This window comes from Caballeronia sp. EK (genome assembly GCF_014384845.1).
In the GTDB taxonomy this organism is placed as follows: domain Bacteria; phylum Pseudomonadota; class Gammaproteobacteria; order Burkholderiales; family Burkholderiaceae; genus Caballeronia; species Caballeronia jiangsuensis.
On record NZ_JACSUE010000016.1, the window covers coordinates 100,020 to 121,929 of the forward strand.

Genomic DNA, 21,910 nt, shown 5'->3' on the forward strand with positions numbered 1-21,910 from the left:
TGCGTCGATGTCTGCCGCATGAATCCGGAGACCGGCTTCTGCGATGGTTGCCTGCGCACCATCGAAGAGATAGCCGCGTGGGCATCCTGCGACGATGACGAAAAGCGCGCCGTGCTGGCGCGGGTCGAAAGCCGCCGCCAGGGCGCGCGCGTCGTGACGATCGGCGAATCGTTCGAAGCGACGCTCGCGTTGCCGCCCGATTCGATCAAACACTTCGCGACGCTCGTCAACGATCTCAATCCGCTGCATCACGACGACGCCTACGCGCGCGCGAGCCGCTTCGGTTCGCTGATCGCATCCGGCACGCAACCGAGCGCGCATCTGATGGCGATGCTCGCCGCGCATTTCTCGCGCGACGCGCAGCCGCTCGGCCTCGAGTTCGGCATCAAGCTGACGCGCGCGGTGAAGGCGAACGACGTGCTCACGATGTTCTGGCGCGTCACCGAAGCGAAGTGGAAAGCGAGCCTCGGCGGCGATCTCGTGAAGCTCGAAGGCGGCGCGCACAATCAGCACGGCGAGACGGTGATGAAGGCGACGGCGACCATCGTCGTGATGCCGAAGGAGCCGCGCGCGTGAAGGCGCTTCCGGAATTCATGACGGTGTTCGAGCGCGGCTGGCTCTCGTCGAACAATGTGCTGTTCACGAGCGACGAAGGCACGGCGATCGTCGATACGGGCTATGCATCGCATGCGCCGCAGACGCTCGCGCTCGTGAAGCAGAAGCTCGGCGCGCGCACGCTCGATCTGATCGTCAATACGCATCTGCATTCGGATCATTGCGGCGGCAACGCGCTGCTTCAGGAAACCTACGCGTGCCGCACGCTGATTCCCGCGAGCGAGGCGCACGCCGTGCGCGCGTGGGACGAAGAAGCGCTGACGTTCCGCGCAACCGGCCAGCGCTGCGAGCGTTTCGGCTTCACGGGCACGATCGAAGACGGCGCGACGCTCGCGCTCGGCGGCCTCGACTGGAACGTGCTCGGCGCGCCGGGCCACGATCCGCATTCGCTCATGCTGCATTGCCCGGAGAAGCGCGTGCTCATCAGCGCCGACGCGTTGTGGGAAAACGGCTTCGGCGTGATCTTTCCCGAGCTCGAAGGCGACAGCGGTTTCGCGGAAGAGCGCGCGGTGCTCGAACTGATCTCGACGCTCGACGTAGATATCGTGATTCCCGGCCACGGCGCGCCGTTCACCGATGTCACGCGCGCGCTCGATACCGCTTCGTCGCGGCTCGATTACCTGCAAGCCGATCCCGCGCGCAATCCGAAGAACGCGCTCAAGGTGCTGATCGTCTTCAAGCTGATGGAAGTGCGCGCGATGTCCATCGATTCCGTGCTCGCGATGACGGAGCAAGCCCGCGCGATGCGCGCCGCCGCAGATGCGCTTGCGCCGCCGAACGAGCGTCGGAGGCTCATCGAGACGATCATCGGGGAACTGGCACGCGGCGGCTCGGTGAATGTGAACGGCGCGATGGTGTCGGCGGCCTGATCAAAGCGGACGCGCAAAAGAAAGCCGCTTGTCAGCTACGGCAAGCGGCAGAATCATATGGACGTGATCAACGTCCAACGTATCGTAACGCGCCACTATTTCACGTGCATCGGTGCTTTCCCTACAAAACTTTAACGATCACCTGAATCGGCGTAAGACCCAATACCGGCACGGGTTTCAGGGTGCATCCGCCTGGAAGAAGGCGAGCATTTCCGCGAGCAGCATGTCGGGCTGTTCCTCGGGAATGTAGTGCCCGCACGGCAGCGCGCGGCCGCTCACGTCGCGCGCGACGCGCCGCCATTCGTCGAGCGCATCGAAGCATCGCTCGATCACGCCTTCTTGTCCCCACAACACGCGCAGCGGACACGCGAGCTTCAATCCACGTTCGAGATCGGCGCGATCGTGATCCAGATCGATGCTCGCCGATGCGCGATAGTCCTCGCACATCGCGAAGATCGCGCCGGGCGATGCGAGCGCGTCGCGGTACGCCTGCAAAGCGTGCGGCGCGAACGGCGCAAGTCCCGCATGGCGATTTCCCATCACGCGATCGATATACGCGTTCGGATTGCCGCCGATGAGCAACTCGGGCAACGGCGACGGCTGAATCAGGAAGAACCAGTGGAAGTACGCGGTCGCGAAAGCGAGGTCGGTCGCTTCGTACATCGCGAGCGTCGGCGCGATATCGAGCAGCATCAGACGATCGACGGCATCGGGAAAGTCCATCGCCATGCGATGCGCGACACGCGCACCCCGATCGTGCGCGCAGACGAGAAAGCGCTCGAAGCCGAAGTGACGCATCACCGCGACCTGATCGGCGGCCATCGCGCGTTTCGAGTAGGGCGTGTGACGCGCGTCGCTCTTCGGCTTCCCCGACGCGCCGTAGCCGCGCAAATCCGTCGCGATCAGGGTGAAGTGCTTCGCGAGATCGCCGGCGCACTTGTGCCAGATCTCGTGCGTTTGCGGATGACCGTGCATGAGGAGCAGCGGCGGCCCGTCACCGCCTTTCATCCCAACGATTTCGACGCCCCCCGCATCGACGCGAAACGGTTCGTAGTCTTTGAAAGACATGATGTTTTCTTGTTCGTGGCGTTGCGGATCATTGTAGGCGCGGGGGCACGGTTGCTGAGGCGCCGGAGGGCCCGCAAACGCGGAAACCGAAGACTTCCTCGGGAAATGGCGAATATGTCGCGAACGATGTCACGCGTATAATCGAACGATCGTTCGCTTGTCCGGTGCGCATGCTTCCCCGAAAACGAGCGCCAGTTCGTAGAATGCTTTCAATGCTGCCCGGACACACTCAGGAGATTCGCGCCATGGCCCTGCCCGCCGTCTTGCAGCACCTCACATTGCCCGTCGTCGGTTCACCGATGTTCATCGTCAGTTATCCGGAACTCGTGCTTGCGCAATGCAAGGCCGGGATCGTCGGCTCGTTTCCGGCGCTGAACGCCCGCCCCGCCGAATTGCTCGACGAATGGCTCACGCAGATTCAGGCCTCGCTCGCGGAGCACAAGGCGGCGAATCCCGAAGCGGTCATCGGACCGATCGCGGTCAATCAGATCGTTCATCAGTCGAATGCGCGGCTGGAGCAGGACGTGCGCGTGTGCGTCGAGCACAAGGTGCCGATTTTCATCACGAGCCTGCGCGCGCCGGTCAAAGAAATGATCGATGCGGTGCACTCGTATGGCGGCATCGTGCTGCACGACGTCATCAATCTGCGACACGCGCAGAAAGCGCTCGAAGCCGGCGTGGACGGCCTCATTCTCGTCGCCGCGGGCGCGGGCGGCCACGCGGGCACGACTTCGCCGTTCGCGCTTGTCGGCGAAGTGCGGCGCATGTTCGACGGTCCGATCGTGCTCTCGGGCGCGATCGCGAACGGCGGCTCGATTCTCGCCGCGCAGGCAATGGGCGCGGACCTCGCCTACATGGGCACGCGCTTCATCGCGACGAAGGAGGCGCACGCGCTGGAGGGGTACAAGCGCGCGATCGTCGATGCGAAAGCCGCCGACATCATCTACACGAATCTCTTCACCGGCGTGCACGGCAACTATATCCGCGAGAGCATCGTCAATGCGGGGCTCGACCCGGACGCGCTGCCCGAGTCCAACAAGGACGCGATGAATTTCGCCGAAGGCACGAGCAAGGCGAAGGCATGGAAGGAGATCTGGGGCGCGGGGCAAGGCGTCGGGCTGATGGAGGACGTGCCGAGCGTCGCCGAGCTGGTGCAGCGCCTGAAGCGCGAGTACGACGACGCGAAGACGCGCCTCGCGATCGGCTGATCGTTTTCCGCTAGCCGCAAAAAAACACCGCGCATGAAGCGCGGTGTTTTCGTTTTGGCGTGTGCGCTGCTTAAAACTTCGCGCGGATGCCGACGCCGAACGTATCGCCCGACGACAGGCTCGTGTACTTGTCGTTCAGGTACGCCGCGTAGACGTCGGTGCGCTTCGACAGCGGGTAGTCGTAGCCGAGCGCCCAGCTCTTGTGCGTCTGGTCGAGGCCGCCGTTGCTGCGCGAGTACGCGTAGGACGCCATCACCGTGCCCGGGCCGAGAGGAACGGTCACGCCGCCCTGACCGGTGTTGACGTGGAACGTGCCGGGGCCTTCGAAGTCGTTCTTCGTGTACATGTACTGCGCGAAGAACTTGACCCACTTCATGTCGAACGATGCACCCAGCTGGCCGACGCTCTGGCTCTTGTAGCCGGGCGTCGCGAAGCCGTCGATCGAAGTCAGGTCGCCGGGCGTGTTGTTGAAGTTCACGTACTGATAGACGCCGGTGGCCGCGAACGGGCCGTGGAAGTACAGGAACTGCGCGCTGTACTTCTTCGAGCGGCCGTCGCCGGCGGTGTTGCCGAAGCTGTACATCACGCTGCCCGACAGACCGTTGAAGTCAGGCGACGTGTATTGCACCGAGTTGTTCCAGCCCGAATCGCCGACCACGCCCTGATCCGTCCGATACGTCGGGAACGTGCCTGCGCCGAGGAACACGTGGTAGACCATCGGCGAGAAGACGTACGAATCGACGAACGGGTTGAACAGAATCGTCGAGACGAAGAGTTGCGTCGTCAGGCGGCCAGCGGTGAACGTGCCGATCGGACCTTGAATGCCGACATACGAGTTGCGCGCGAAGAAAGTGTCGCCCTGGAAGCGTCCGTACTGGCCGTTCTGGGCGCGGAAGAAGCTTTCCAACGTGAAGATGGCCTTGTAGCCGCCGCCGAGATCTTCAGAACCCTTCATGCCCCAGTACGACGTCGACATGCCGCCGCCGCTGACGTTCCAAGCGCGATCGCCGCCCGGGAACTTTTGAGCGCCGACCCATTCGTCGACCTGCCCGTACAGCGAAACGCTCGATTGCGCGTGCGCCGCCCCCGCGGCGAATAGACCGAGCATCGCTGCGGCGACTGCGGTGGCCTTGACCGTTGCTTTCACCGTAGTCTTCGGCGCACGGTTGACGGTTGACTTCATGAACTCTCCTGTCTTTTGTCGAAAATTGAAAGCTTGGCGGGCGAGGAGCGTTGCACTCGCCTCGTCTGACCGGCTTGACGGTTTTGTGGGCGAGAGTGGCATCGCGTGTGGAGCGGCACCATCTTTACGGACCATTTTTCCGGTCAAAAATATTTCTGGTTATTGCGGGTATAGCGGTTCGGATAATGCCGACCGCCTGGGCATGCGGCGGAGCGCGTCGTATCGCACGCGCGCGCTGATTTTTCTTAAAACCCGACGCTTTGCAGAGCGAGCACCGGCGCGCCTGTCGGAGCGTCGAAAGCCATTCGAAATATCGGGAATACGACATTTCCCCGCGCACGGCGCATTGTCCGTGCACGGAAAAAAGATCGGAATGTCTTGGAGAAAATCGCTGCCTGAGTGTGGCGTGATTACGTCATCTTGGTCGCGAAACTAGACGCGCCAATAGTTTTGCGTTCATTGACGAACGACAGCTATTGGCGACGGGACCGAAGATTCAATTGCGATAGTTCGCGTTGGCCGGCGTGCGGCCGTCATCCGCCGGACGCCCGGGCGGGCGTGGCAGGCTGCGCTCTTCGTTGTAGCGCGTGATGTCGGCGCGAATGGAACCTGTGCCGCGCATGGGCACTGCCTGATCGGCGCGCGGACCGGGCCGCACTTCGGCGCTCACGGGCGTGAGACCGTCTTTGGCGGAAACCGGCGTGTAGTGCAATGACTGACGGCTTGCGGCGGAATCGCTGAATACCGCCGACGACAGCCACTCGACACGCGGCCCCGCGAGCGCGAGCGAACCCGCCACCGCCAGCGCGCCGAGCGCAGCGGATGCGAAAAGCCGGGTAGTCTTGCGAAAGCCAGTGAGCGTCATGTCGAAACTGCCTGCTCCGACCGATATTCCCGTCCGTGCGTCGAAAGCGGTGCTTCCGATTCAGGCGGACAACCGGCCGTAGTCGGAACATCCGGGTTGCTGCATCGAGGCAATGCAAAAACCCGCCAACCGGTGTACCCAACAATTTATTTCGCACCGTGGCGGCAGTCGAGCCAAAAAGTGTTAGGCCTGCTCGATGGTTGTAACACCATGTTACGTCAGAGTTTTTTCGTGTTGGCCGACTGTTTCGGATCGCCAATCATGTGACGAAATTTTTGCTGGACAGACGGTTGCGGAAGCCGTGAAATCGACGCGTGCGCGGCCCGGATGTTGCTCGCTCTGAACCCCGGTCCGCACAGAGGTTTTGTTGCTTTCATGCGCATTGGGAATCAATCGATCTGGTAAATGAATTTGCCAATTTAATCGGGCACGAGCGAAAATCATGGTTTTTACTGACTTGACGACGAATACGCCGGGCAGCGCGTCCGGGGTGTCCCGGCACGAGAACCTTTGATGGCACGGCCCAAACTCCTTCCCGACAACTTCACGCTGGCGCTCATCGGCACGGTCATCGTCGCCAGCTTCCTGCCCTGCCGCGGCAGCGCGGCGGTGGCGTTCAACTGGATCACCGATATCGCCATCGGTTTGTTGTTCTTCCTGCACGGTGCGAAGCTTTCCCGCGAGGCGATCATCGCCGGCGCGACGCACTGGCGGCTGCATCTCGTCGTGCTGCTCAGCACGTTCGCACTCTTCCCGCTGCTTGGCCTCGTGCTCAAGCCGGTGCTCATGCCGCTCGTCACGCCCGCGCTCTACACGGGCATCCTTTTTCTTTGCACGCTGCCGTCCACGGTGCAATCGTCGATTGCCTTCACGTCGATGGCGAAAGGCAACGTGCCGGCTGCCGTGTGCAGCGCGTCCGCGTCGAGCCTGCTCGGCATTTTCATCACGCCGGCGCTGGTCGGGCTCGTCGTGAGTAATCACGGCGCGACGACCGGCTCGCCGTGGCACACCGTCGGCAACATCACGCTGCAACTGCTCGTGCCGTTCATCGCCGGGCAATTGTTGCGGCCAGCCATCGGAAAATGGATCGACAGGCACCGCGCGATGCTCAAGTTCGTCGACCAGGGCTCTATCCTGCTCGTCGTGTACGTGGCGTTCAGCGAGGCCGTGAACGAAGGCATCTGGCATTCGATCTCGCTTTCGACGCTCGCGGGCCTGCTTGCCGTCAATATCCTGCTGCTGGCGGCCGCGCTTTTCATCACGGCCTTCACCGCGAAGCGTCTCGGCTTTTCCCGCGCTGACCAGATCACGATCATCTTCTGCGGCTCGAAGAAGAGCCTCGCCTCCGGCATTCCGATGGCGAAGGTGATCTTCGCGTCGCACGCGGTGGGCGCGGTGGTGCTGCCGCTCATGCTCTTCCATCAGATCCAGCTCATGGTGTGCGCAGTGCTCGCGCAGCGCTGGGGTGCGCGCAAGACGGCGCCCGAACCGGTGCGCAAGGACAAGAACGTCGCTGCGCCCGCGCGCCGTTGACTCGAGCCTGACCGCAGGCGGCGTTGTCTGCCTCGCCATCGTTACCCTCCTTTCCGAAGGCCGCCCTGCGCGGCCTTTGCGTCATTTGAGCCCGTCCGCACGTTGATGTCGATTCGGCCGGACGGCATAGGCCGAAACGCCTGACTTCTCGCATCGATCTTCGAAACTGCGTTGCCCGGCGTCCGACGCTTTGGCCTACACCTTTCGGCCGAATGGCGTCCGGGCATGTGCCTTGCCACACTCTTGTTCAACAACGTGCAGAAACGGGCATAGGACAAGCATGCGCACACCACGCGTCACTCATCAAAGGCGGAAGGAAAGATGAATCACGTCGAACAACTCACGACGGCATCCGCCTTGCGCGCCTTCCTCGACGAAATGCCGTTCCAGCGCGGCAGCGCGAAAGACGCCGGTCACGCGCTGCATGCGCTGATTAGCGAGGGCCTGGATCGACTGCCCTTGCCGGGTCACGGGAACACGTCCGAACGCTGGCGCTCGCTCGGCGCGGTAGCCGCGTTCGACCTGTCGCTGGTCAAGCTGTACGAAGGTCACACAGACGCGCTCGCGATCCTCGCCGAGCTCGGTGCCGAGCAACCGGATCACGGCAGCGCGTGGGCCGTGTGGGCGGCCGAGCCACCGAACGCGCGGCTATCGGCGCTGGGCGACATCGATTCGCAGACCGTGCTCTTGCAGGGCACGAAATCATGGTGCTCCGGCGCGGCGTCGGTCACGCATGCGCTCGTGACGGCATGGAACGAACGCGACGAACCGGTGCTTGCCGCCGTCGATCTGAGACACGACCGCGTGCGGATCACAGACTCTGGCTGGCAAGCGGTCGGCATGCAGGCGAGCGCGAGCGTCGATGTGTCCTTCGAACGCGTGCCCGCGCTTCGTATCGGCTCTCCGCGAGCGTACGTCGAGCGCCCGGGCTTCTGGCACGGCGGCGCGGGTATCGCCGCGTGCTGGTTTGGCGCCGCGGCCGGCATCGCCGCATTCGTCGCGCGCGACGCGAGGCATCGCGCCGGTCCGCACAAGCTCGCGCACCTTGGCGTCATCGATACGACCTTGTGCGCCACGGCCGCGTTGCTGCGCGAGACGTCCGAGTACATCGACCAGTCGCCGCACGCCGACGCGATGGCGGCCACAATGCGCGCACGGCTCGCGGCGGAAACCGCGGCGGCGCTCGTCGTGACACGCGCAGGCCGTGCCCTGGGCGCAGCTCCGCTATGCCGCGACGCGCACTTCGCGCAACTCATGGCCGATCTGCCGGTTTTCATTCGACAAAGCCACGCCGAGCGCGACGAAGCATCGCTCGCCGAGCGCGTCATAGAGGAGGGACTAACTTCATGGCAAGTGTGACCACGCAAGCGCCGACAGACGAACAGGCCGCCGACCGCACGATATCCGGCGAAGGCACGCCCGAGGCCGCGTGGCAAGGATGGGCGCGTCTCAACGCGCTGCCCGAGGTCGATCCCGCCGAACTGGTGCCGCTCGGCGCACGGGCTGTCGTAGTTGCGCCACACCCCGACGACGAAGTGCTCGGCACCGGCGGGCTGCTCGCCCGTCTCTCGGAAATCAGCCGCCGCATACTCATCGTGGCAGCCACCGATGGCACCGCGAGTCACCCGGATTCGACCGAATGGCCGCCGGAACGCCTCGCGCGCGTGCGTCCGCAGGAAACGAGAACGGCGCTTCAGCGGCTGCATCTGCGGCAAGTGGAGGTGGTCAGGCTCGGACTTCCGGACGGCGCGCCGGGTCGCATCGAAGAAATTTTGTCAGGATCACTATCCGAATTTCTTCAACCCGGCGATATCGTTTTCACGACTTGGCGCTATGATGGTCACCCCGACCACGAAGCGGCCGGGCGCGCCGTTCATTCCGCGGCACAAGCGCTCGATCTGCCCTGCGTGGAAGTGCCGCTCTGGACCTGGCACTGGGCGTCGCCGGACGATACGCGCGTGCCATGGAGCCGTGCTCGCCGCATCGTCCTCGACACCGCAACGCATGCCCGGAAGCTTCGGGCCGTGCAGGCTTTTCGGAGCCAACTCGATCCCGATACCACGACCGGTCAGGCGCCAGTGCTACCCGAGCATGTGCTGGCCCGGCTGACTCGGCCATTCGAAGTCGTACTCATATGAACAACAACACCAGCGACAATACTAAGCAGTACTTCGATAACCTGTATCGACACGACGACGATCCCTGGAAAATCAGAAATCGATGGTATGAACGGCGCAAGCGCGCGCTCATGCTCGCGTCGCTTCCCCATGAGCGGTACGCGCGCGCATTCGAGCCCGGCTGCGGCAATGGCGAGCTGACCGCCCTACTGGCGCAGCGCTGCGACGAACTGGTCGCCACGGATATCGCCGAGGACGCCGTCGCGCTCACGCGGCAACGCGTCGCGGAATGTTCCAACGTAACCGTCCAGCAAATGCTCTTGCCCGATGTCTGGCCAAGCGGCAAGTTCGATCTCGTCGTGATCAGCGAGATCGGCTATTACCTTGACGAACCGCAGCTTTGGCATATCGTCGAGCACATACATCAGACGCTGTCGCGGGATGGCGCTGTCGTCGCCTGTCATTGGCGTCGGCCGATCGAAGGATGGGAGCAGCACGGCGACGACGTGCACGCAAAGTTGCGCGGCCGCATGAGTCTGCCGCTGCTCTGCCACTACTGGGACGACGATCTGGTCCTCGACGTGTGGACGCCCGACAAGCGCTCGATCCACGATCGGGAAGCATCGATATAGCGTTTTCTGATTTTTACTAAACAAACATATTGCAAGGAATCTCATATACAACAAGGCTCTACTGGTTTTCTCCAATCCGATCTGCGCGTTTTTTCCAGCCTTTTTACTATACAATCGCCCAAAGCATGCGAACCGGTCAGGCGCAATAAACATCGCGTGGGCCGAAGGAATAGCCGAAAACAGGCGGAGACAGAGAACACCACGATGGCCACAACCATTCGCGATGTCGCGCGTGCGGCAAGCGTCTCGATCGGGACGGTGTCGCGCGCGCTCAAGAATCAACCGGGCCTGTCCGAAGCGACGCGCGTGCGCGTCGTCGAAGTCGCGCAGCAACTCGGCTATGACTCGGGACAGTTGCGCACGCGCATTCGTCGCGTGACCTTTCTGCTGCATCGGCAGCACAACAATTTCGCCGTCAGCCCTTTTTTCTCGCACGTGCTGAACGGCTTCGAGGAAGCGTGTCGCGAGCGGCGGCTCGTGCCGTCGGTGCTCACGGCTGGCCCGACGCAGGATCTCGCGCAGCAGATGCGCCTGCACGCGCCCGACGCCATCGCGGTCGCGGGCTTCGTCGAGCCGGAACTGCTCGCGCATCTGCATTCGCTCGCGCGGCCTACCGTGCTCATCGATTTGCGCGCGCCGGGCTTTCGCTCGGTCAATATCGACAACGTGAAAGGCGCGTCGCTCGCCATGCAGCATCTTTTCGCGCAAGGACGGCGGCGTATCGCGTTCATCGGAGGATCGCTCGCGCATTACAGCATCGCGCAGCGCGCGCTCGGCTATCGCAAGGCATATTTCGATGCCGGGCAGCTTTTCGATCCGACACTCGAAATCGTCACTCAGCCGGGCCTGCCCGCCGATCTCGCCGCCGCCGACGCGATGGAGCGCCTGATCGCCGACGCCCGCGCGCAATCCAGTCCCCTGCCCGACGCGGTTTTCGCCTATAACGATGCAGCGGCCCTCGCCGCGATGCGTGTCTGTCTTGCGCACGGGCTGCGCGTGCCGGATGACGTCGCGTTCGTCGGTTTCGACGACATTCCGGCCGCCGCGCAAAGCACACCGCCGCTTTCGACCGTGACCGTCGACAAGGAAGCGCTCGGGCGCCGCGGCGTCGAGTTGCTGTTGGAAGATCAATCGAGCCCGCCGAGCCAGGCCGACACGCTCGTCGCCGTCAATTTCGTTCCTCGCGCGAGCTCGGGCACGAAACAGGACATCAGCACGCCATGAACATGACCGCCTCACCTGCCGTCGCGCAAGCAGTGTCAGCAGAACGCGCGATCGACTTCCGCAGCCGCGACTTCCTGCTCTCGCACGTGCGCGACACGCTCGCGTTTTACGCGACCAACGCACGCGACCCGTCCGGCGGCTTCTTTCATTTCTTCAAGGACGACGGCAGCGTCTACGATCGCACGACGCGCCACCTCGTCAGCAGCACGCGCTTCGTCTTCAACTACGCGATGGCATACCGCCATTTCGGCGACGCGAGCTATCAAGACGACGCGCGCCACGCTTTCGAATTCCTGCGCGACGCGCACTGGGACGCCGCCAACGAAGGCTACGACTGGGAAGTCGAGTGGCGCGACGGGCAGAAGCGCACGATCGACGGCACGCGCCATTGCTACGGCACGGCCTTCGTGCTGCTCGCATGCGCGCACGCAGCGATGGCGGGCATCGACGAAGCAAAGCCGATGATCGACGAAACGTTCGCGCTCATGGAGCGGCGTTTCTGGGACGCCGACGCCGGCCTCTACGCCGACGAGGCCACGCCCGACTGGCAGCTTTCGGACTATCGCGGCCAGAACGCGAACATGCACGCGACCGAAGCGCTGCTCGCCGCGTACGAGGCGACCGGCCACGTCATCTATCTGGATCGCGCGGAAAAGATCGCGGGCAATATCACGCTGCGCCAGGCAAGGCTGTCGAATGGGCTCGTCTGGGAGCACTTCCACCGCGACTGGTCCGTGGACTGGCACTACAACGAATCGGACAGCTCGAACATCTTCCGTCCGTGGGGCTTCCAGCCGGGTCATCAAATCGAATGGGCGAAGCTTCTGCTGATTCTCGAGCGGCATCGCGCGCTGCCGTGGCTCGCGCCGCGCGCCGTGGAACTGTTCGATGCCGGCTTCAATCGCGCGTGGGACAGCCGACACGGCGGCCTCTATTACGGCTTCGGCCCGGACGACACCATCTGCGACCACGACAAATATTTCTGGGTGCAGGCGGAAAGCTTCGCGGCGGCGGCGCTGCTCGGCGCGCGCACGGGCCGCGAGCGTTTCTGGGATTGCTACGACGAACTGTGGCGCTATAGCTGGGCGCATTTCGTCGATCACGAATACGGCGCGTGGTATCGCATTCTCACGTGCGACAACCGCAAGTATGGCGACGAGAAAAGTCCCGCCGGCAAGACCGACTATCACACGATGGGCGCGTGCTACGAAGTGCTGAACGCGCTCGGCCCGAACTCGACTCAACGGTGACCCGAATGGCTAGCGAGCAAACCACCTTCCCGCAATTCGTCTCGGCAGGCGACATCCTCACCGACATGATCCGCACCGACGTGTCGAGCTGGCTTTCGCGTCCGGGTGGCGCGGGCTGGAACGTCGCGCGCGCGGTCGCACGGCTCGGGCTGCCGACGGCCTGCGCCGGCTCGCTCGGCACGGACAATTTCTCCGACGACCTGTGGGAAGCGAGCGCCTCGGCGGGGCTCGACATGCGCTTCATGCAGCGCGTCGAACGTCCGCCGCTGCTCGCGATCGTCCACAAGACGCAACCGCCGACGTACTACTTCATGGGCGAGAACGGCGCGGATCTGGCGTTCGATCCGTCGCGGCTGCCGCAAGGATGGATGGAGCGCGTGAAGTGGGCGCATTTCGGCTGCATCAGCCTCGTGCGCCAGCCGCTCGGCGCGACGCTCGCCGCGCTCGCCCGCCAGTTGCGCGAGCACGGCGTGAAAATCAGCTTCGATCCGAACTATCGCAATCTGATGGAGCACGGCTACGAGCCGATCCTGCGCAACATGGCGAGCCTCGCCGATCTCATCAAGGTATCGGACGAGGATCTGCACATGCTCTTCAAGGGCATGCCCGAAGCGGACGCGCTCTCGAAAATCCGCTCGATGAATCCGCAAGCCACGGTGCTCGTCACGCGCGGGTCGGGCCAGGCGACGCTCTACGCCGGCGACCAGCAATATAGCGCGCGCCCGCCGAGCGTCGAAGTGGCGGACACGGTCGGCGCGGGCGATGCGTCCATCGGCGGATTGCTCTATAGCCTGATGGCGCGCCACGGCGACTGGCCCGATCACCTGAAGTTCGCGCTCGCGGCGGGCGCGGCGGCGTGCCGTCATTCGGGCGCGCATTCGCCTTCGCTGGAAGAGGTCGAAGATCTGTTGACGTGATCTGAAAAGCGCGTCGTACGCGTTACATATCAGCGTGCTAGCATGGGTTCGTCCTTGCCTGGAGGCGAATCCACATGGAAGACACCACCTACACGAAAGGCATCTATACCGCGACGATTGGCGTGCGCACCGTCGACGGCGGCAAGTTCCAGGGCCTCGTCTCGCTCGCCCGCGACGACGGCGAGGATACCGATGCGACGCTCTACGAAGTGGAAGCCGAATCGGGCAACGAAGAAGAAGCGCTCAACGAAGCGCGCGCGCTCGCGCACCGCATTCTCGGGGAAATCGAACTGTAGCCAGGCGGCCAAGGCGGCGCGTGGCGCTGGAGCTTCGCGGCGCCTCCCGGCTGCATCGGAGGACATATGCCGGAACAGATCTTCCTATACGGCGTCTACGCCATCCACGTGAGGGCGGTCGAGCTGCAAGGCTCGCGCTGGGACGCGGAATACGAGATCCGTCATCACGACAAGGCCGTTCAGCCGTGGACGACCGTCGGCGGCGATGACGGTCTCGCCGACAAAGCCGAAGCCGTCGAGCTAGCGCATCAGCGCGCTGTCTCGGATATCGAAGCCGGCGCGGGCATTCCGAAACCACGCGCGTTTCCCTAATTTTCGTTCGACGGATGCGCGAGACCCACGTGCGTATTCAACGCGAGCCGCTCGGCCTCGCGATGATCGATCGCTGACGCGCGTTCGTAGCCTTCGCGCGCGAGCGAGCGCTCGACGTAATCGAAGAGCACACCCTCCGGTTCGAGCAGTTTCGCGATGAACGCGATCCGCAGCGTGCTCGCCGCGAGAATATCGGCGGCGGTGAACTGTTCGCCGAGCAGCCACGGCCCTTCTTCCAGCGCGTTCTCGATCGCCTGCTCGACGCGCTCCAGATCGCCCCAGCCGAAACTCACCGTGTTGCCCGGCGCGCCGGTCATGCGCTCGGCCATCGCGGGTTCGAGACACGAGCCGGTGAAAAACATCCACTGAAGAAAGCGGCCGCGCGAAGGGTCGTGCAACGGCACGCCGAGCGCGGTTTCCGGATAGCGATCCGCGAGATAGAGGAGCACCGCACCCGATTCGGCCACGCGCACGCTGCCGTCTTCCAGCGCGGGCAACTTCGACATCGGATTGACGCGGCAGAAATTCGGATCGTTCTGCGCCCCCGCCCGAATGTTCACGAACTCGAGCTGATACGGCACGCGCATTTCTTCGAGCATCCACAGTGCGCGGAAGGCGCGCGTCTTCGGCCAGTAGAAGAGCTTCATCGGCGTCGTTTCCGTCGTCTTTCGATGCGTTCAGGTTAGCCCCAAAACCCCGCGAATCGCGCGGCGCACGGCATCGGGTTTACGCGTAAGCAAAAGGGATCGAGAAAAATTCCTCCCGCTAATCTCGAAAATGAGGCCATTGCTGCTCGATGTACGCGGAATCGCGACGAGTGCGCAAAAACATTCTGCATTTGTCGGCAAAGAATGTCGCATTGCCCCGCATCTCAAAAAAAGACTCTGGAGATTTCATGAACGCGCGCGTCCCCGCCGATGCATTTTTTCCTCCCGCGCTGTCGGACTATCAGCTCAGCGACAACCTGAGCGCCACCAAAGGCCGAATTTTCCTCACCGGCACGCAGGCGCTGGTGCGCCTCGTCCTGATGCAGCGCGAACGCGATCGCGCCGCCAATCTGAACACCGCCGGTTTCGTCAGCGGTTATCGCGGCTCGCCGCTCGGCATGGTCGATCAGCAGTTGTGGAAGGCGAAGAAACTGCTCGCGTCGCACGATGTGCGCTTTCTGCCCGCGATCAACGAGGAACTCGGCGGCACCGCCGTGCTCGGCACGCAGCGCGTGGAATCGGATGAAGAACGCACCGTCGATGGCGTGTTCGCGATGTGGTACGGCAAGGGCCCGGGCGTCGATCGCGCGGGCGATGCGCTCAAGCACGGCAACGCGTACGGCTCGTCGCCGCACGGTGGCGTGCTGGTGGTAGCGGGCGACGACCACGGCTGCGTGTCGTCGTCGATGCCGCATCAGAGCGACCAGACGATGATCTCGTGGCACATGCCGGTGGTGAATCCGTCGAACGTCGCGGACATGCTGGAGTTCGGCCTCTACGGCTGGGCGCTGTCGCGCTTCTCGGGCGCGTGGATCGGCTTCAAGGCGATTTCGGAGACAGTCGAATCCGGCTCGACCGTCGATCTCGACGCGATCCGCACCGACTGGCAGGAGCCCGCCGATTTCACGCCGCCGCCGGGCGGCCTGCACAACCGCTGGCCCGACCTGCCGAGCCTGACGATCGAAGCACGCCTCGCCGCGAAGATCGACGCCGTGCGTCACTTCGCCCGCGCGAACAGCATCGACAAGTGGATCGCGCCGAGCCCGCGCGCGAACGTCGGCATCGTGACGTGCGGCAAGGCGCATCTCGATCTGATGGAAGCGCTGCGCCGTCTCGAACTCACCATCGACGATCTCGACGCCGCCGGCGTGCGCATCTACAAGGTCGGGCTGTCGTATCCGCTCGAAACGACGCGGCTGGAAACGTTCGTCGAAGGTTTGAGCGAAGTGCTCGTGATCGAAGAGAAAGGACCGGTCATCGAACAGCAGATCAAGGATCACCTGTACAACCGCGTCGAAGGCGCGCGGCCGATCGTGATCGGCAAGAACGCGCGCGACGGCGCGCAGCTTCTTTCCGCGCTCGGCGAACTGCGTCCGTCGCGCGTGCTGCCGGTTTTCGCGGAATGGCTCGCGCGTCACAAGCCCGCGCTCGATCGCCGCGACAAGGTCGTCGATCTCGTCGCGCCGAACATCCTCTCGAATGTCGCCGATTCTGTTAAGCGCACGCCCTACTTCTGCTCGGGCTGCCCGCACAACACATCGACGAAAGTGCCGGAAGGTTCGGTCGCGCAGGCGGGCATCGGCTGTCACTTCATGGCGTCGTGGATGGAACGCGACACCACCGGCCTGATCCAGATGGGCGGCGAAGGCGTCGACTGGGCGTCGCATTCGATGTTCACGAAAACACCGCACGTCTTCCAGAATCTCGGCGACGGCACCTATTTCCATTCGGGCATTCTCGCGATTCGTCAGGCCGTGGCCGCGAAGGCGAACATCACGTACAAGATTCTCTATAACGACGCCGTCGCGATGACGGGCGGCCAGCCGGTCGACGGCAGCATTTCGGTGCCGCAGATCGCGCGGCAGGTGGAAGCGGAAGGCATCGCGCTGTTGGTCGTCGTGAGCGACGAGCCCGAGAAATATCAAGGCCACGAAGATCAGTTTCCGCGCGGCACGACGTTTCATCACCGCGGCGAACTGGACGATGTGCAACGCCGCCTGCGCGACACGCCGGGCGTCACTGTGCTCATCTACGATCAGACCTGCGCCGCCGAAAAGCGCCGTCGCCGGAAAAAAGGCGAGTTTCCCGATCCGGACAAGCGCCTCTTCATCAACGAAGCCGTGTGCGAAGGCTGCGGCGATTGCGGCGTGCAGTCGAATTGCCTCTCGGTCGAGCCGGTCGAAACGGAGCTCGGCCGCAAGCGGCGCATCGATCAGTCGTCGTGCAACAAGGACTACTCGTGCGTGAACGGCTTCTGCCCGAGCTTCGTCACGGTCGAAGGCGCGAAGCTGAAAAAGGCCGAAGGTCACGCGTTCGACCCGGCCGAACTCGCGCGCCGCGTCGATTCGCTGCCGCAACCGGCCGGCCTTCTCGACCAGGCGCCGTACGACATTCTCGTGACGGGCGTCGGCGGCACGGGCGTCGTGACGGTCGGCGCGCTCATCAGCATGGCGGCTCATCTGGAAGGCAAGAGCGCGTCGGTGCTCGATTTCATGGGCTTCGCGCAAAAAGGCGGCTCGGTGCTGTCGTTCGTGCGCTTTGCCGCGACGGACGCGCTGCTGAACCAGGTGCGCATCGACACGCAACAGGCGGACTTGCTGCTCGCGTGCGACATGGTCGTCGGCGCGAGTCCGGAAGCGTTGCAGACGGTGCGGCACAATCGCACGAAGATCGTCGTGAACACGCACGCGATCCCGAACGCGAGCTTCGTGCAGAACCCCGAAGCGAATCTGCATGCGGATGCGCTGCTCGACAAGATGCGTCACGCCGCCGGCCCCGGCGCGCACGACGCGATGCGCAGTTGCGATGCGCAAGCGCTCGCGCAGCGTTTTCTCGGCGATACGATCGGCGCGAACATTCTGATGCTCGGCTTCGCGTGGCAGCTCGGCCTCGTGCCGCTGTCGCTCGCGGCGCTGATGCGCGCGATCGAGCTGAACAATGTCGCGGTCGCGGCGAACAAGCTGGCGTTCTCGATCGGCCGTCTCGCGGCGGCGGACATGGGCGCGCTCGAAGCGCTGACCGCGCAAGTGCTGGCGAAGCGCGTCGTGATGGACCGGATGTCGTTGCCCGAGCTGATCCGCGATCGCGAGGAACGTCTGCTGGCTTATGGCGGTTCGAAGTATGTCGCACGTTATCGCAAGCTGGTGAACAAGGCGGCCGGCAACGAGGCCGTCGCGCGCGCCGTCGCGATCTCGTTCTACAAGCTGCTCGCGGTGAAGGATGAATACGAAGTCGCGCGCCTCTATGCGGACCCGGCGTTCCGCGCCGCGCTCGGCGCGCAGTTCGACGGCACGGCGGGCGAAAGCTATACCGTGAAGTTCAATCTCGCGCCGCCGGCTCTATCGCATGGCGCGCCGAAGAAGAAGGTGTTCGGCCAGTGGATGTGGCCGGTGCTCGGCGGACTCGCGAAAATTCGCGCGTTGCGCGGCACGGCGCTCGATGTCTTCGGCAAGACGCTCGAACGCCGCATGGAGCGCCAGCTCGCCGATGACTTCGAGATCACGATGACGCGCGCCCTCGGCAAGCTCGACGCCGCCAGCGCGGGCGATATCAAAGCGCTCGCCGCCCTTTTCGAGCGTGTGCGCGGCTACGGCCACGTGAAGCTCGCGAACGTCGCGATGGTCAAGCGCAGCGAACGCGACATCGCGGCGCGCATCGGCATCGAAGCGGCGACGGGCGATGCCGTGCGCGCCTCCATCGACACGATGAAGGGGGCGTCGTCGCTCAAGGGCATTCCGGTCGTCGTGGCGAAGTAATTATTCGATTTCGTCGTCGGGCAACCAGTCGACGTCGCCGCACAACACGCAGCGCTTGCCTTGCGAGCGCGTCTCCACCGAGAGCGTGATGCACGGCATCGCCTCGTTGATCGACAGATACGGCTTCGTCACATGCACGCGCTCGGGATCGCCGAGCGCCGCCCGGAAGTACGGACGGCGCAGCCAGTTCGCGCCCTGCGCGTCGATGAGCGGCAGAAAGCGCGCCTCGTGCGCGGCGCGATCCGCGCGCAGCACGACGTTGCGGCCCGCCTGCTTGCCGTTCTGATCGAGCAGGAAGCAGCGCGCGGCGTTGTCGAGCGCGAGAAAATTCCAGCACACTTCCTCGAGCGGCTCGCCCGCCGCGAGCCGCTCGGCGGCGCGCTCGAACGCGCGGATATACGGCTGGAGGCGCGTCGCGACACGCCGCTCGCGCGCTTCGGTCTGCAAGCGGTAACGCTCGGTCAGCTCACCGATCACGGTCTGCGCGTGCGCGCTGTCCGCGAGCCCCGGATGCGGCCGCGCGAAGAAAAATCCCTGCACGAAGTCCGCGCCGCTCGCGAGCGCGAGTTGCGCTTCGTGCTCGGTCTCGACGCCCTCGATCAACACGAGCTTGCCCGCCTCGTGCAGCAGCGACACGATGCCCGACAACACCGCCTCCATGTTCCGCCGCTGCTTGAGCGAGCGCGCCGATAGCGGCGCATGCACGTTGTGGCCGGCGTGCGAGAGCATCACGCGATCGAGTTTGACGATGTCCGGATCGAGCTGCCAGATACGCTCGATGTTCGTGTGCCCGGCGCCGAAATCGTCGAGCGCGATGAGAAAGCCGTGATCGCGGAACTGCTGCACCGCGAGCGCGAGCCGCTCGACATCTTCCGCGCTCTGTTCGAGCACTTCGAGCACGACGCGACGCGGCTCGATATTGAGGCGCTTGAGATTCGCGAGCAGCGCCGCCGCGTGGTACGGCTCAATCAGCGCGCCGGGATGCACGTTGAGAAAGAGCCATTCGGTCTGCGCGCCGAGCATCTTGAAGTTCTCGAGATGCAGCGCCTGTGCGAGCCGGTCGATCAGCAATGCTTCGCCGACGCGCGATGCCTGCCCGAACACATCGAGCGGCGACACCGGCCGGTCGAGCGCATCGTGCGCGCGCAACAGGCCCTCGTAGCCGACCGCGCGCATGTGCGACAGACTGAACACCGGCTGGAAGACGCTCGATAGCGTCAACTCGCCATGCTCGACCGAATAGCGGTCGAAGCCCGATGTCACGCCGAGCTCGAAACTGCGCGCGGAAACCGTCGCTTTCTCGGGGTTTGCGATCACCATGCCGATCCTCTCGCCTCCATGTCCCGGCGATGCGCGGTCGACCTGCGCCTGCCTTGCGTCATCCGTGCCACCGGGCCCGCGCCGGGCCCGTCCCATACCGTTGTCATAAGAACAGCCCTCGATGTCTCGTCGGGAGTCTCAGAGTCCCGTGGCTTTCGTTAAAGCAAGCTCCATGCGCAGTGCGCGGGTCGATTCGTCGATGGTTTGCCCGCTCCATGCACCGCCAACAGGCGATTTCCTGTGCACGCGCACCGTCGCGGTGCGAAAACCGAAGGCCACTGTCGCTGCCCATATCGCCTGCAGAGGCTAAACTTTCGGCTCATCGAATCAATGCTAGACGCCGCGTGCGCCGGCCGCTCGCGCGCGTCGTGCAGTAGCGCACACATGGAAATCGTCTTTACCGTCCTCATTCTTCTGCTGGTCGTGGCGCTGTCGGGATTCGGCCTGAGCCTGCTTCCGATCAAGCTGCCGCTGCCGCTCATCCAGATCGCGCTCGGCGCGTGCCTCGCGTGGCCGGGCTTCGCGCTGCACGTGACGTTCGATCCCGAGCTTTTCATGCTGCTCTTCATTCCGCCGCTGCTGTTCGCGGACGGCTGGCGCATTCCGAAGCGCGAGCTCTACATGCAACGGCGCGCGATCCTGATGCTCGCGCTCGGCCTCGTGTTCATCACGGTCGGCCTGCTCGGCTACTTCCTGCACGCGATGATTCCGACGATGCCGCTGCCCATCGCGTTCGCGCTCGCCGCCGTGCTCTCGCCGACCGATGCCGTCGCGCTGACCGGCATCGCCGGGCGCAACCGGATTCCGGCGAACCTGATGCATATCCTCGAAGGCGAGGCGCTGATGAACGACGCGTCGGGCCTCGTCGCGCTGAAGTTCGCGATCGCGGCCGCGCTGACGGGCGTGTTCTCGCTGCGCGACGCGACGATCAGTTTTTTCATCATCGCGGCGGGCGGGATCGCGATCGGCGCGGCGATCAGTTGGGCGCTGACCGAAATTCCGTCGCGTCTTTTGAAGTTTTCCGAGGACGACGACCCGGCCGCGGGCGTGATTCTCACGCTCCTGATCCCCTTCGCGGCGTATGTCATGGCCGAGCATGTGGGCTGCTCGGGGATTCTGGCGGCGGTGTCGGCCGGCATGATGATGAACATCCAGAGCCTGCGCGAAGGCATTCCGAGCGCGGTGCGCGTGCGCATGACGAGCACCTGGACGATGATCGAGTTCGTCTTCAACGGCATGGTGTTCATCCTGCTCGGGCTGCAGTTTCCGCACATCCTCGGGCAGGCGCTGATCGAGGCGCATCACGACAGCGACGCGCAAGTCGGCCTCCTGATCGGCTATGTGGTCGCGACGCTGGTCGCGCTTTATTCCCTGCGATTCGTCTGGGTGTATTCGCTGCGCTGGGTCGCCGCGCGCAAGACGGCGAAACGGGGCATCGACAGCGCCGCGCCCGGTTTCCGCACGCTCGCGCTCACGACGATCGGCGGCGTGCGCGGCGCCGTGACGCTCGCGGGCGTGTTGTCGCTGCCCGTGACGCTCGAGGGGCGCGATCTGGCCATTTTCATCGCATCGGCGGTGATTCTGGTGTCGCTGCTCATCGCTGTCGTGGGCTTGCCGCTGATGCTGCGCGGCATCGAGCGCGAGAAGAATCCGCACGCGGCGGAGGAACGCATGGCGCGCCGCCGCGCGGCGCAGGCGGCGATCCGCGCGATCGACGACACGCACGACGAGCTCATCGAGCAGATGGATGAAGCCGGGTCCGCGCGCTGCGCCGATTCGACCGCGCGCGTGATGGGCATGTATCGCAGACGGCTGGAATCGCTCGGCGACGAAGAAGCGCCGCGCGTAGCGGCGAAGAAGAGCGAACTGGTGGAAACGCGGCTCAAGATGGCGGCGCTGAGGGCCGAGCGCGCGGAATTGTTGCGGCTGCGTTCCCTGCAGGAAATCAACGACGAGACGCTGAACAAGCTGATGCGGGAAGTCGATCTGTCGGAGACGGCGATCGTGAATCGCAAGCGAGGGACAGGCGCGTGACGCGC

Annotated in this window: 19 protein-coding genes; 14 read left to right on the forward strand and 5 right to left on the reverse strand. The window is 64.2% G+C overall.

Translation table 11 applies throughout. The features are described from left to right. Window positions 1-18 precede the first annotated feature (18 nt). Together IAG25_RS33770 and IAG25_RS33775 are read left to right on the forward strand one after the other, a co-directional pair. Complete coding sequence (locus IAG25_RS33770) at window positions 19-576, forward strand: DUF1289 domain-containing protein (RefSeq protein WP_255504146.1); 558 nt, start codon at window positions 19-21, stop codon at window positions 574-576. Beyond that, complete coding sequence (locus IAG25_RS33775) at window positions 573-1,484, forward strand: MBL fold metallo-hydrolase (protein WP_187608757.1); 912 nt, start codon at window positions 573-575, stop codon at window positions 1,482-1,484. The genes IAG25_RS33770 and IAG25_RS33775 overlap by 4 nt, the downstream gene beginning before the upstream one ends. 177 nt (window positions 1,485-1,661) lie before the next feature. Here IAG25_RS33775 and IAG25_RS33780 read toward each other — a convergent pair whose 3' ends face one another. Beyond that, entirely contained in the window at window positions 1,662-2,552 is an 891-nt protein-coding gene (locus IAG25_RS33780) for an alpha/beta fold hydrolase (RefSeq protein WP_187608758.1), read from the reverse strand. A gap of 245 nt (window positions 2,553-2,797) precedes the next feature. Here IAG25_RS33780 and IAG25_RS33785 point away from each other — a divergent pair, with 245 nt between their 5' ends. Continuing rightward, complete coding sequence (locus IAG25_RS33785; protein ID WP_187608759.1) at window positions 2,798-3,760, forward strand: NAD(P)H-dependent flavin oxidoreductase; 963 nt, start codon at window positions 2,798-2,800, stop codon at window positions 3,758-3,760. A 70-nt stretch (window positions 3,761-3,830) separates the two neighbouring features. Here the strand turns inward: IAG25_RS33785 and IAG25_RS33790 are convergent, their stop codons facing one another. After that, window positions 3,831-4,943 carry a porin gene (locus IAG25_RS33790; RefSeq protein ID WP_187608760.1) on the reverse strand — a complete coding sequence of 371 codons (1,113 nt, stop codon included), beginning with the start codon at window positions 4,941-4,943 and terminating at the stop codon, window positions 3,831-3,833. A 496-nt stretch (window positions 4,944-5,439) separates the two neighbouring features. Then, window positions 5,440-5,808, reverse strand: a complete 369-nt coding sequence (locus IAG25_RS33795; RefSeq protein WP_187608761.1) for a hypothetical protein — start codon at window positions 5,806-5,808, stop codon at window positions 5,440-5,442. A 513-nt stretch (window positions 5,809-6,321) separates the two neighbouring features. Between IAG25_RS33795 and IAG25_RS33800 the strand changes: the two genes are divergently transcribed. The 9 genes from IAG25_RS33800 to IAG25_RS33840 all read left to right on the forward strand — a co-directional run bounded on the left by IAG25_RS33800 (window position 6,322) and on the right by IAG25_RS33840 (window position 14,089). Further along, window positions 6,322-7,341: a bile acid:sodium symporter family protein gene (locus tag IAG25_RS33800; RefSeq protein ID WP_187608762.1), complete on the forward strand. Its 1,020-nt coding sequence runs from the start codon at window positions 6,322-6,324 to the stop codon at window positions 7,339-7,341. A gap of 321 nt (window positions 7,342-7,662) precedes the next feature. Then, entirely contained in the window at window positions 7,663-8,700 is a 1,038-nt protein-coding gene (locus tag IAG25_RS33805; protein ID WP_187608763.1) for an acyl-CoA dehydrogenase, read from the forward strand. Then, the gene (locus tag IAG25_RS33810) at window positions 8,688-9,479 is read left to right on the forward strand and encodes a PIG-L deacetylase family protein (protein ID WP_187608764.1); all 792 of its coding nucleotides are present in this window, start codon (window positions 8,688-8,690) and stop codon (window positions 9,477-9,479) included. The genes IAG25_RS33805 and IAG25_RS33810 overlap by 13 nt, the downstream gene beginning before the upstream one ends. Further along, window positions 9,476-10,090, forward strand: a complete 615-nt coding sequence (locus IAG25_RS33815) for a class I SAM-dependent methyltransferase (RefSeq protein WP_187608765.1) — start codon at window positions 9,476-9,478, stop codon at window positions 10,088-10,090. Before IAG25_RS33810 ends, IAG25_RS33815 begins: the two co-directional genes overlap by 4 nt. 204 nt (window positions 10,091-10,294) lie before the next feature. Continuing rightward, complete coding sequence (locus IAG25_RS33820; protein ID WP_035497401.1) at window positions 10,295-11,314, forward strand: LacI family DNA-binding transcriptional regulator; 1,020 nt, start codon at window positions 10,295-10,297, stop codon at window positions 11,312-11,314. Continuing rightward, window positions 11,311-12,564 (forward strand): AGE family epimerase/isomerase, encoded by a 1,254-nt coding sequence (locus IAG25_RS33825; RefSeq protein ID WP_187608766.1) that lies wholly within the window; start codon window positions 11,311-11,313, stop codon window positions 12,562-12,564. The genes IAG25_RS33820 and IAG25_RS33825 overlap by 4 nt, the downstream gene beginning before the upstream one ends. A gap of 5 nt (window positions 12,565-12,569) precedes the next feature. Beyond that, a complete protein-coding gene (locus IAG25_RS33830) occupies window positions 12,570-13,481 on the forward strand; it encodes a carbohydrate kinase family protein (RefSeq protein WP_187608767.1) in 912 nt (303 codons plus the stop codon). Between the two features lie 74 nt (window positions 13,482-13,555). Further along, window positions 13,556-13,777, forward strand: a complete 222-nt coding sequence (locus IAG25_RS33835; RefSeq protein WP_035497397.1) for a hypothetical protein — start codon at window positions 13,556-13,558, stop codon at window positions 13,775-13,777. Between the two features lie 66 nt (window positions 13,778-13,843). Then, window positions 13,844-14,089: a hypothetical protein gene (locus IAG25_RS33840; protein ID WP_035497396.1), complete on the forward strand. Its 246-nt coding sequence runs from the start codon at window positions 13,844-13,846 to the stop codon at window positions 14,087-14,089. Here the strand turns inward: IAG25_RS33840 and IAG25_RS33845 are convergent. After that, window positions 14,086-14,736, reverse strand: a complete 651-nt coding sequence (locus tag IAG25_RS33845; RefSeq protein WP_187608768.1) for a glutathione S-transferase family protein — start codon at window positions 14,734-14,736, stop codon at window positions 14,086-14,088. The two genes, IAG25_RS33840 and IAG25_RS33845, sit on opposite strands and share 4 nt — an antisense overlap. Window positions 14,737-14,984: 248 nt before the next feature. On the opposite strand from IAG25_RS33845, the gene IAG25_RS33850 reads away from it, so the two are divergent. After that, window positions 14,985-18,551, forward strand: a complete 3,567-nt coding sequence (locus IAG25_RS33850) for an indolepyruvate ferredoxin oxidoreductase family protein (protein WP_187608769.1) — start codon at window positions 14,985-14,987, stop codon at window positions 18,549-18,551. On the opposite strand, the gene IAG25_RS33855 is transcribed toward IAG25_RS33850, so the two are convergent. After that, window positions 18,552-19,871: an EAL domain-containing protein gene (locus IAG25_RS33855; protein WP_187608770.1), complete on the reverse strand. Its 1,320-nt coding sequence runs from the start codon at window positions 19,869-19,871 to the stop codon at window positions 18,552-18,554. It lies immediately after the preceding gene. Between the two features lie 384 nt (window positions 19,872-20,255). Here IAG25_RS33855 and IAG25_RS33860 point away from each other — a divergent pair, with 384 nt between their 5' ends. Next, a complete protein-coding gene (locus IAG25_RS33860) occupies window positions 20,256-21,905 on the forward strand; it encodes a Na+/H+ antiporter (protein ID WP_187608771.1) in 1,650 nt (549 codons plus the stop codon). The last annotated feature ends 5 nt before the right edge of the window (window positions 21,906-21,910 follow it).

What these genes read in the sequence shown, in the direction of transcription:
- IAG25_RS33780 (WP_187608758.1), bottom strand. Translation starts at nt 2,552, where the DNA reads ATGTCTTTCAAAGACTACGAACCGTTTCGCGTCGATGCGGGGGGCGTC.
- IAG25_RS33795 (WP_187608761.1), bottom strand. Translation starts at nt 5,808, where the DNA reads ATGACGCTCACTGGCTTTCGCAAGACTACCCGGCTTTTCGCATCCGCT.
- IAG25_RS33785 (WP_187608759.1), top strand. Translation starts at nt 2,798, where the DNA reads ATGGCCCTGCCCGCCGTCTTGCAGCACCTCACATTGCCCGTCGTCGGT.
- IAG25_RS33830 (WP_187608767.1), top strand. Translation starts at nt 12,570, where the DNA reads ATGGCTAGCGAGCAAACCACCTTCCCGCAATTCGTCTCGGCAGGCGAC.
- IAG25_RS33770 (WP_255504146.1), top strand. Translation starts at nt 19, where the DNA reads ATGAATCCGGAGACCGGCTTCTGCGATGGTTGCCTGCGCACCATCGAA.
- IAG25_RS33850 (WP_187608769.1), top strand. Translation starts at nt 14,985, where the DNA reads ATGAACGCGCGCGTCCCCGCCGATGCATTTTTTCCTCCCGCGCTGTCG.
- IAG25_RS33800 (WP_187608762.1), top strand. Translation starts at nt 6,322, where the DNA reads ATGGCACGGCCCAAACTCCTTCCCGACAACTTCACGCTGGCGCTCATC.
- IAG25_RS33810 (WP_187608764.1), top strand. Translation starts at nt 8,688, where the DNA reads ATGGCAAGTGTGACCACGCAAGCGCCGACAGACGAACAGGCCGCCGAC.
- IAG25_RS33840 (WP_035497396.1), top strand. Translation starts at nt 13,844, where the DNA reads ATGCCGGAACAGATCTTCCTATACGGCGTCTACGCCATCCACGTGAGG.
- IAG25_RS33825 (WP_187608766.1), top strand. Translation starts at nt 11,311, where the DNA reads ATGAACATGACCGCCTCACCTGCCGTCGCGCAAGCAGTGTCAGCAGAA.
- IAG25_RS33790 (WP_187608760.1), bottom strand. Translation starts at nt 4,943, where the DNA reads ATGAAGTCAACCGTCAACCGTGCGCCGAAGACTACGGTGAAAGCAACG.
- IAG25_RS33860 (WP_187608771.1), top strand. Translation starts at nt 20,256, where the DNA reads ATGGAAATCGTCTTTACCGTCCTCATTCTTCTGCTGGTCGTGGCGCTG.
- IAG25_RS33855 (WP_187608770.1), bottom strand. Translation starts at nt 19,871, where the DNA reads ATGGTGATCGCAAACCCCGAGAAAGCGACGGTTTCCGCGCGCAGTTTC.
- IAG25_RS33805 (WP_187608763.1), top strand. Translation starts at nt 7,663, where the DNA reads ATGAATCACGTCGAACAACTCACGACGGCATCCGCCTTGCGCGCCTTC.
- IAG25_RS33835 (WP_035497397.1), top strand. Translation starts at nt 13,556, where the DNA reads ATGGAAGACACCACCTACACGAAAGGCATCTATACCGCGACGATTGGC.
- IAG25_RS33820 (WP_035497401.1), top strand. Translation starts at nt 10,295, where the DNA reads ATGGCCACAACCATTCGCGATGTCGCGCGTGCGGCAAGCGTCTCGATC.
- IAG25_RS33845 (WP_187608768.1), bottom strand. Translation starts at nt 14,736, where the DNA reads ATGAAGCTCTTCTACTGGCCGAAGACGCGCGCCTTCCGCGCACTGTGG.
- IAG25_RS33815 (WP_187608765.1), top strand. Translation starts at nt 9,476, where the DNA reads ATGAACAACAACACCAGCGACAATACTAAGCAGTACTTCGATAACCTG.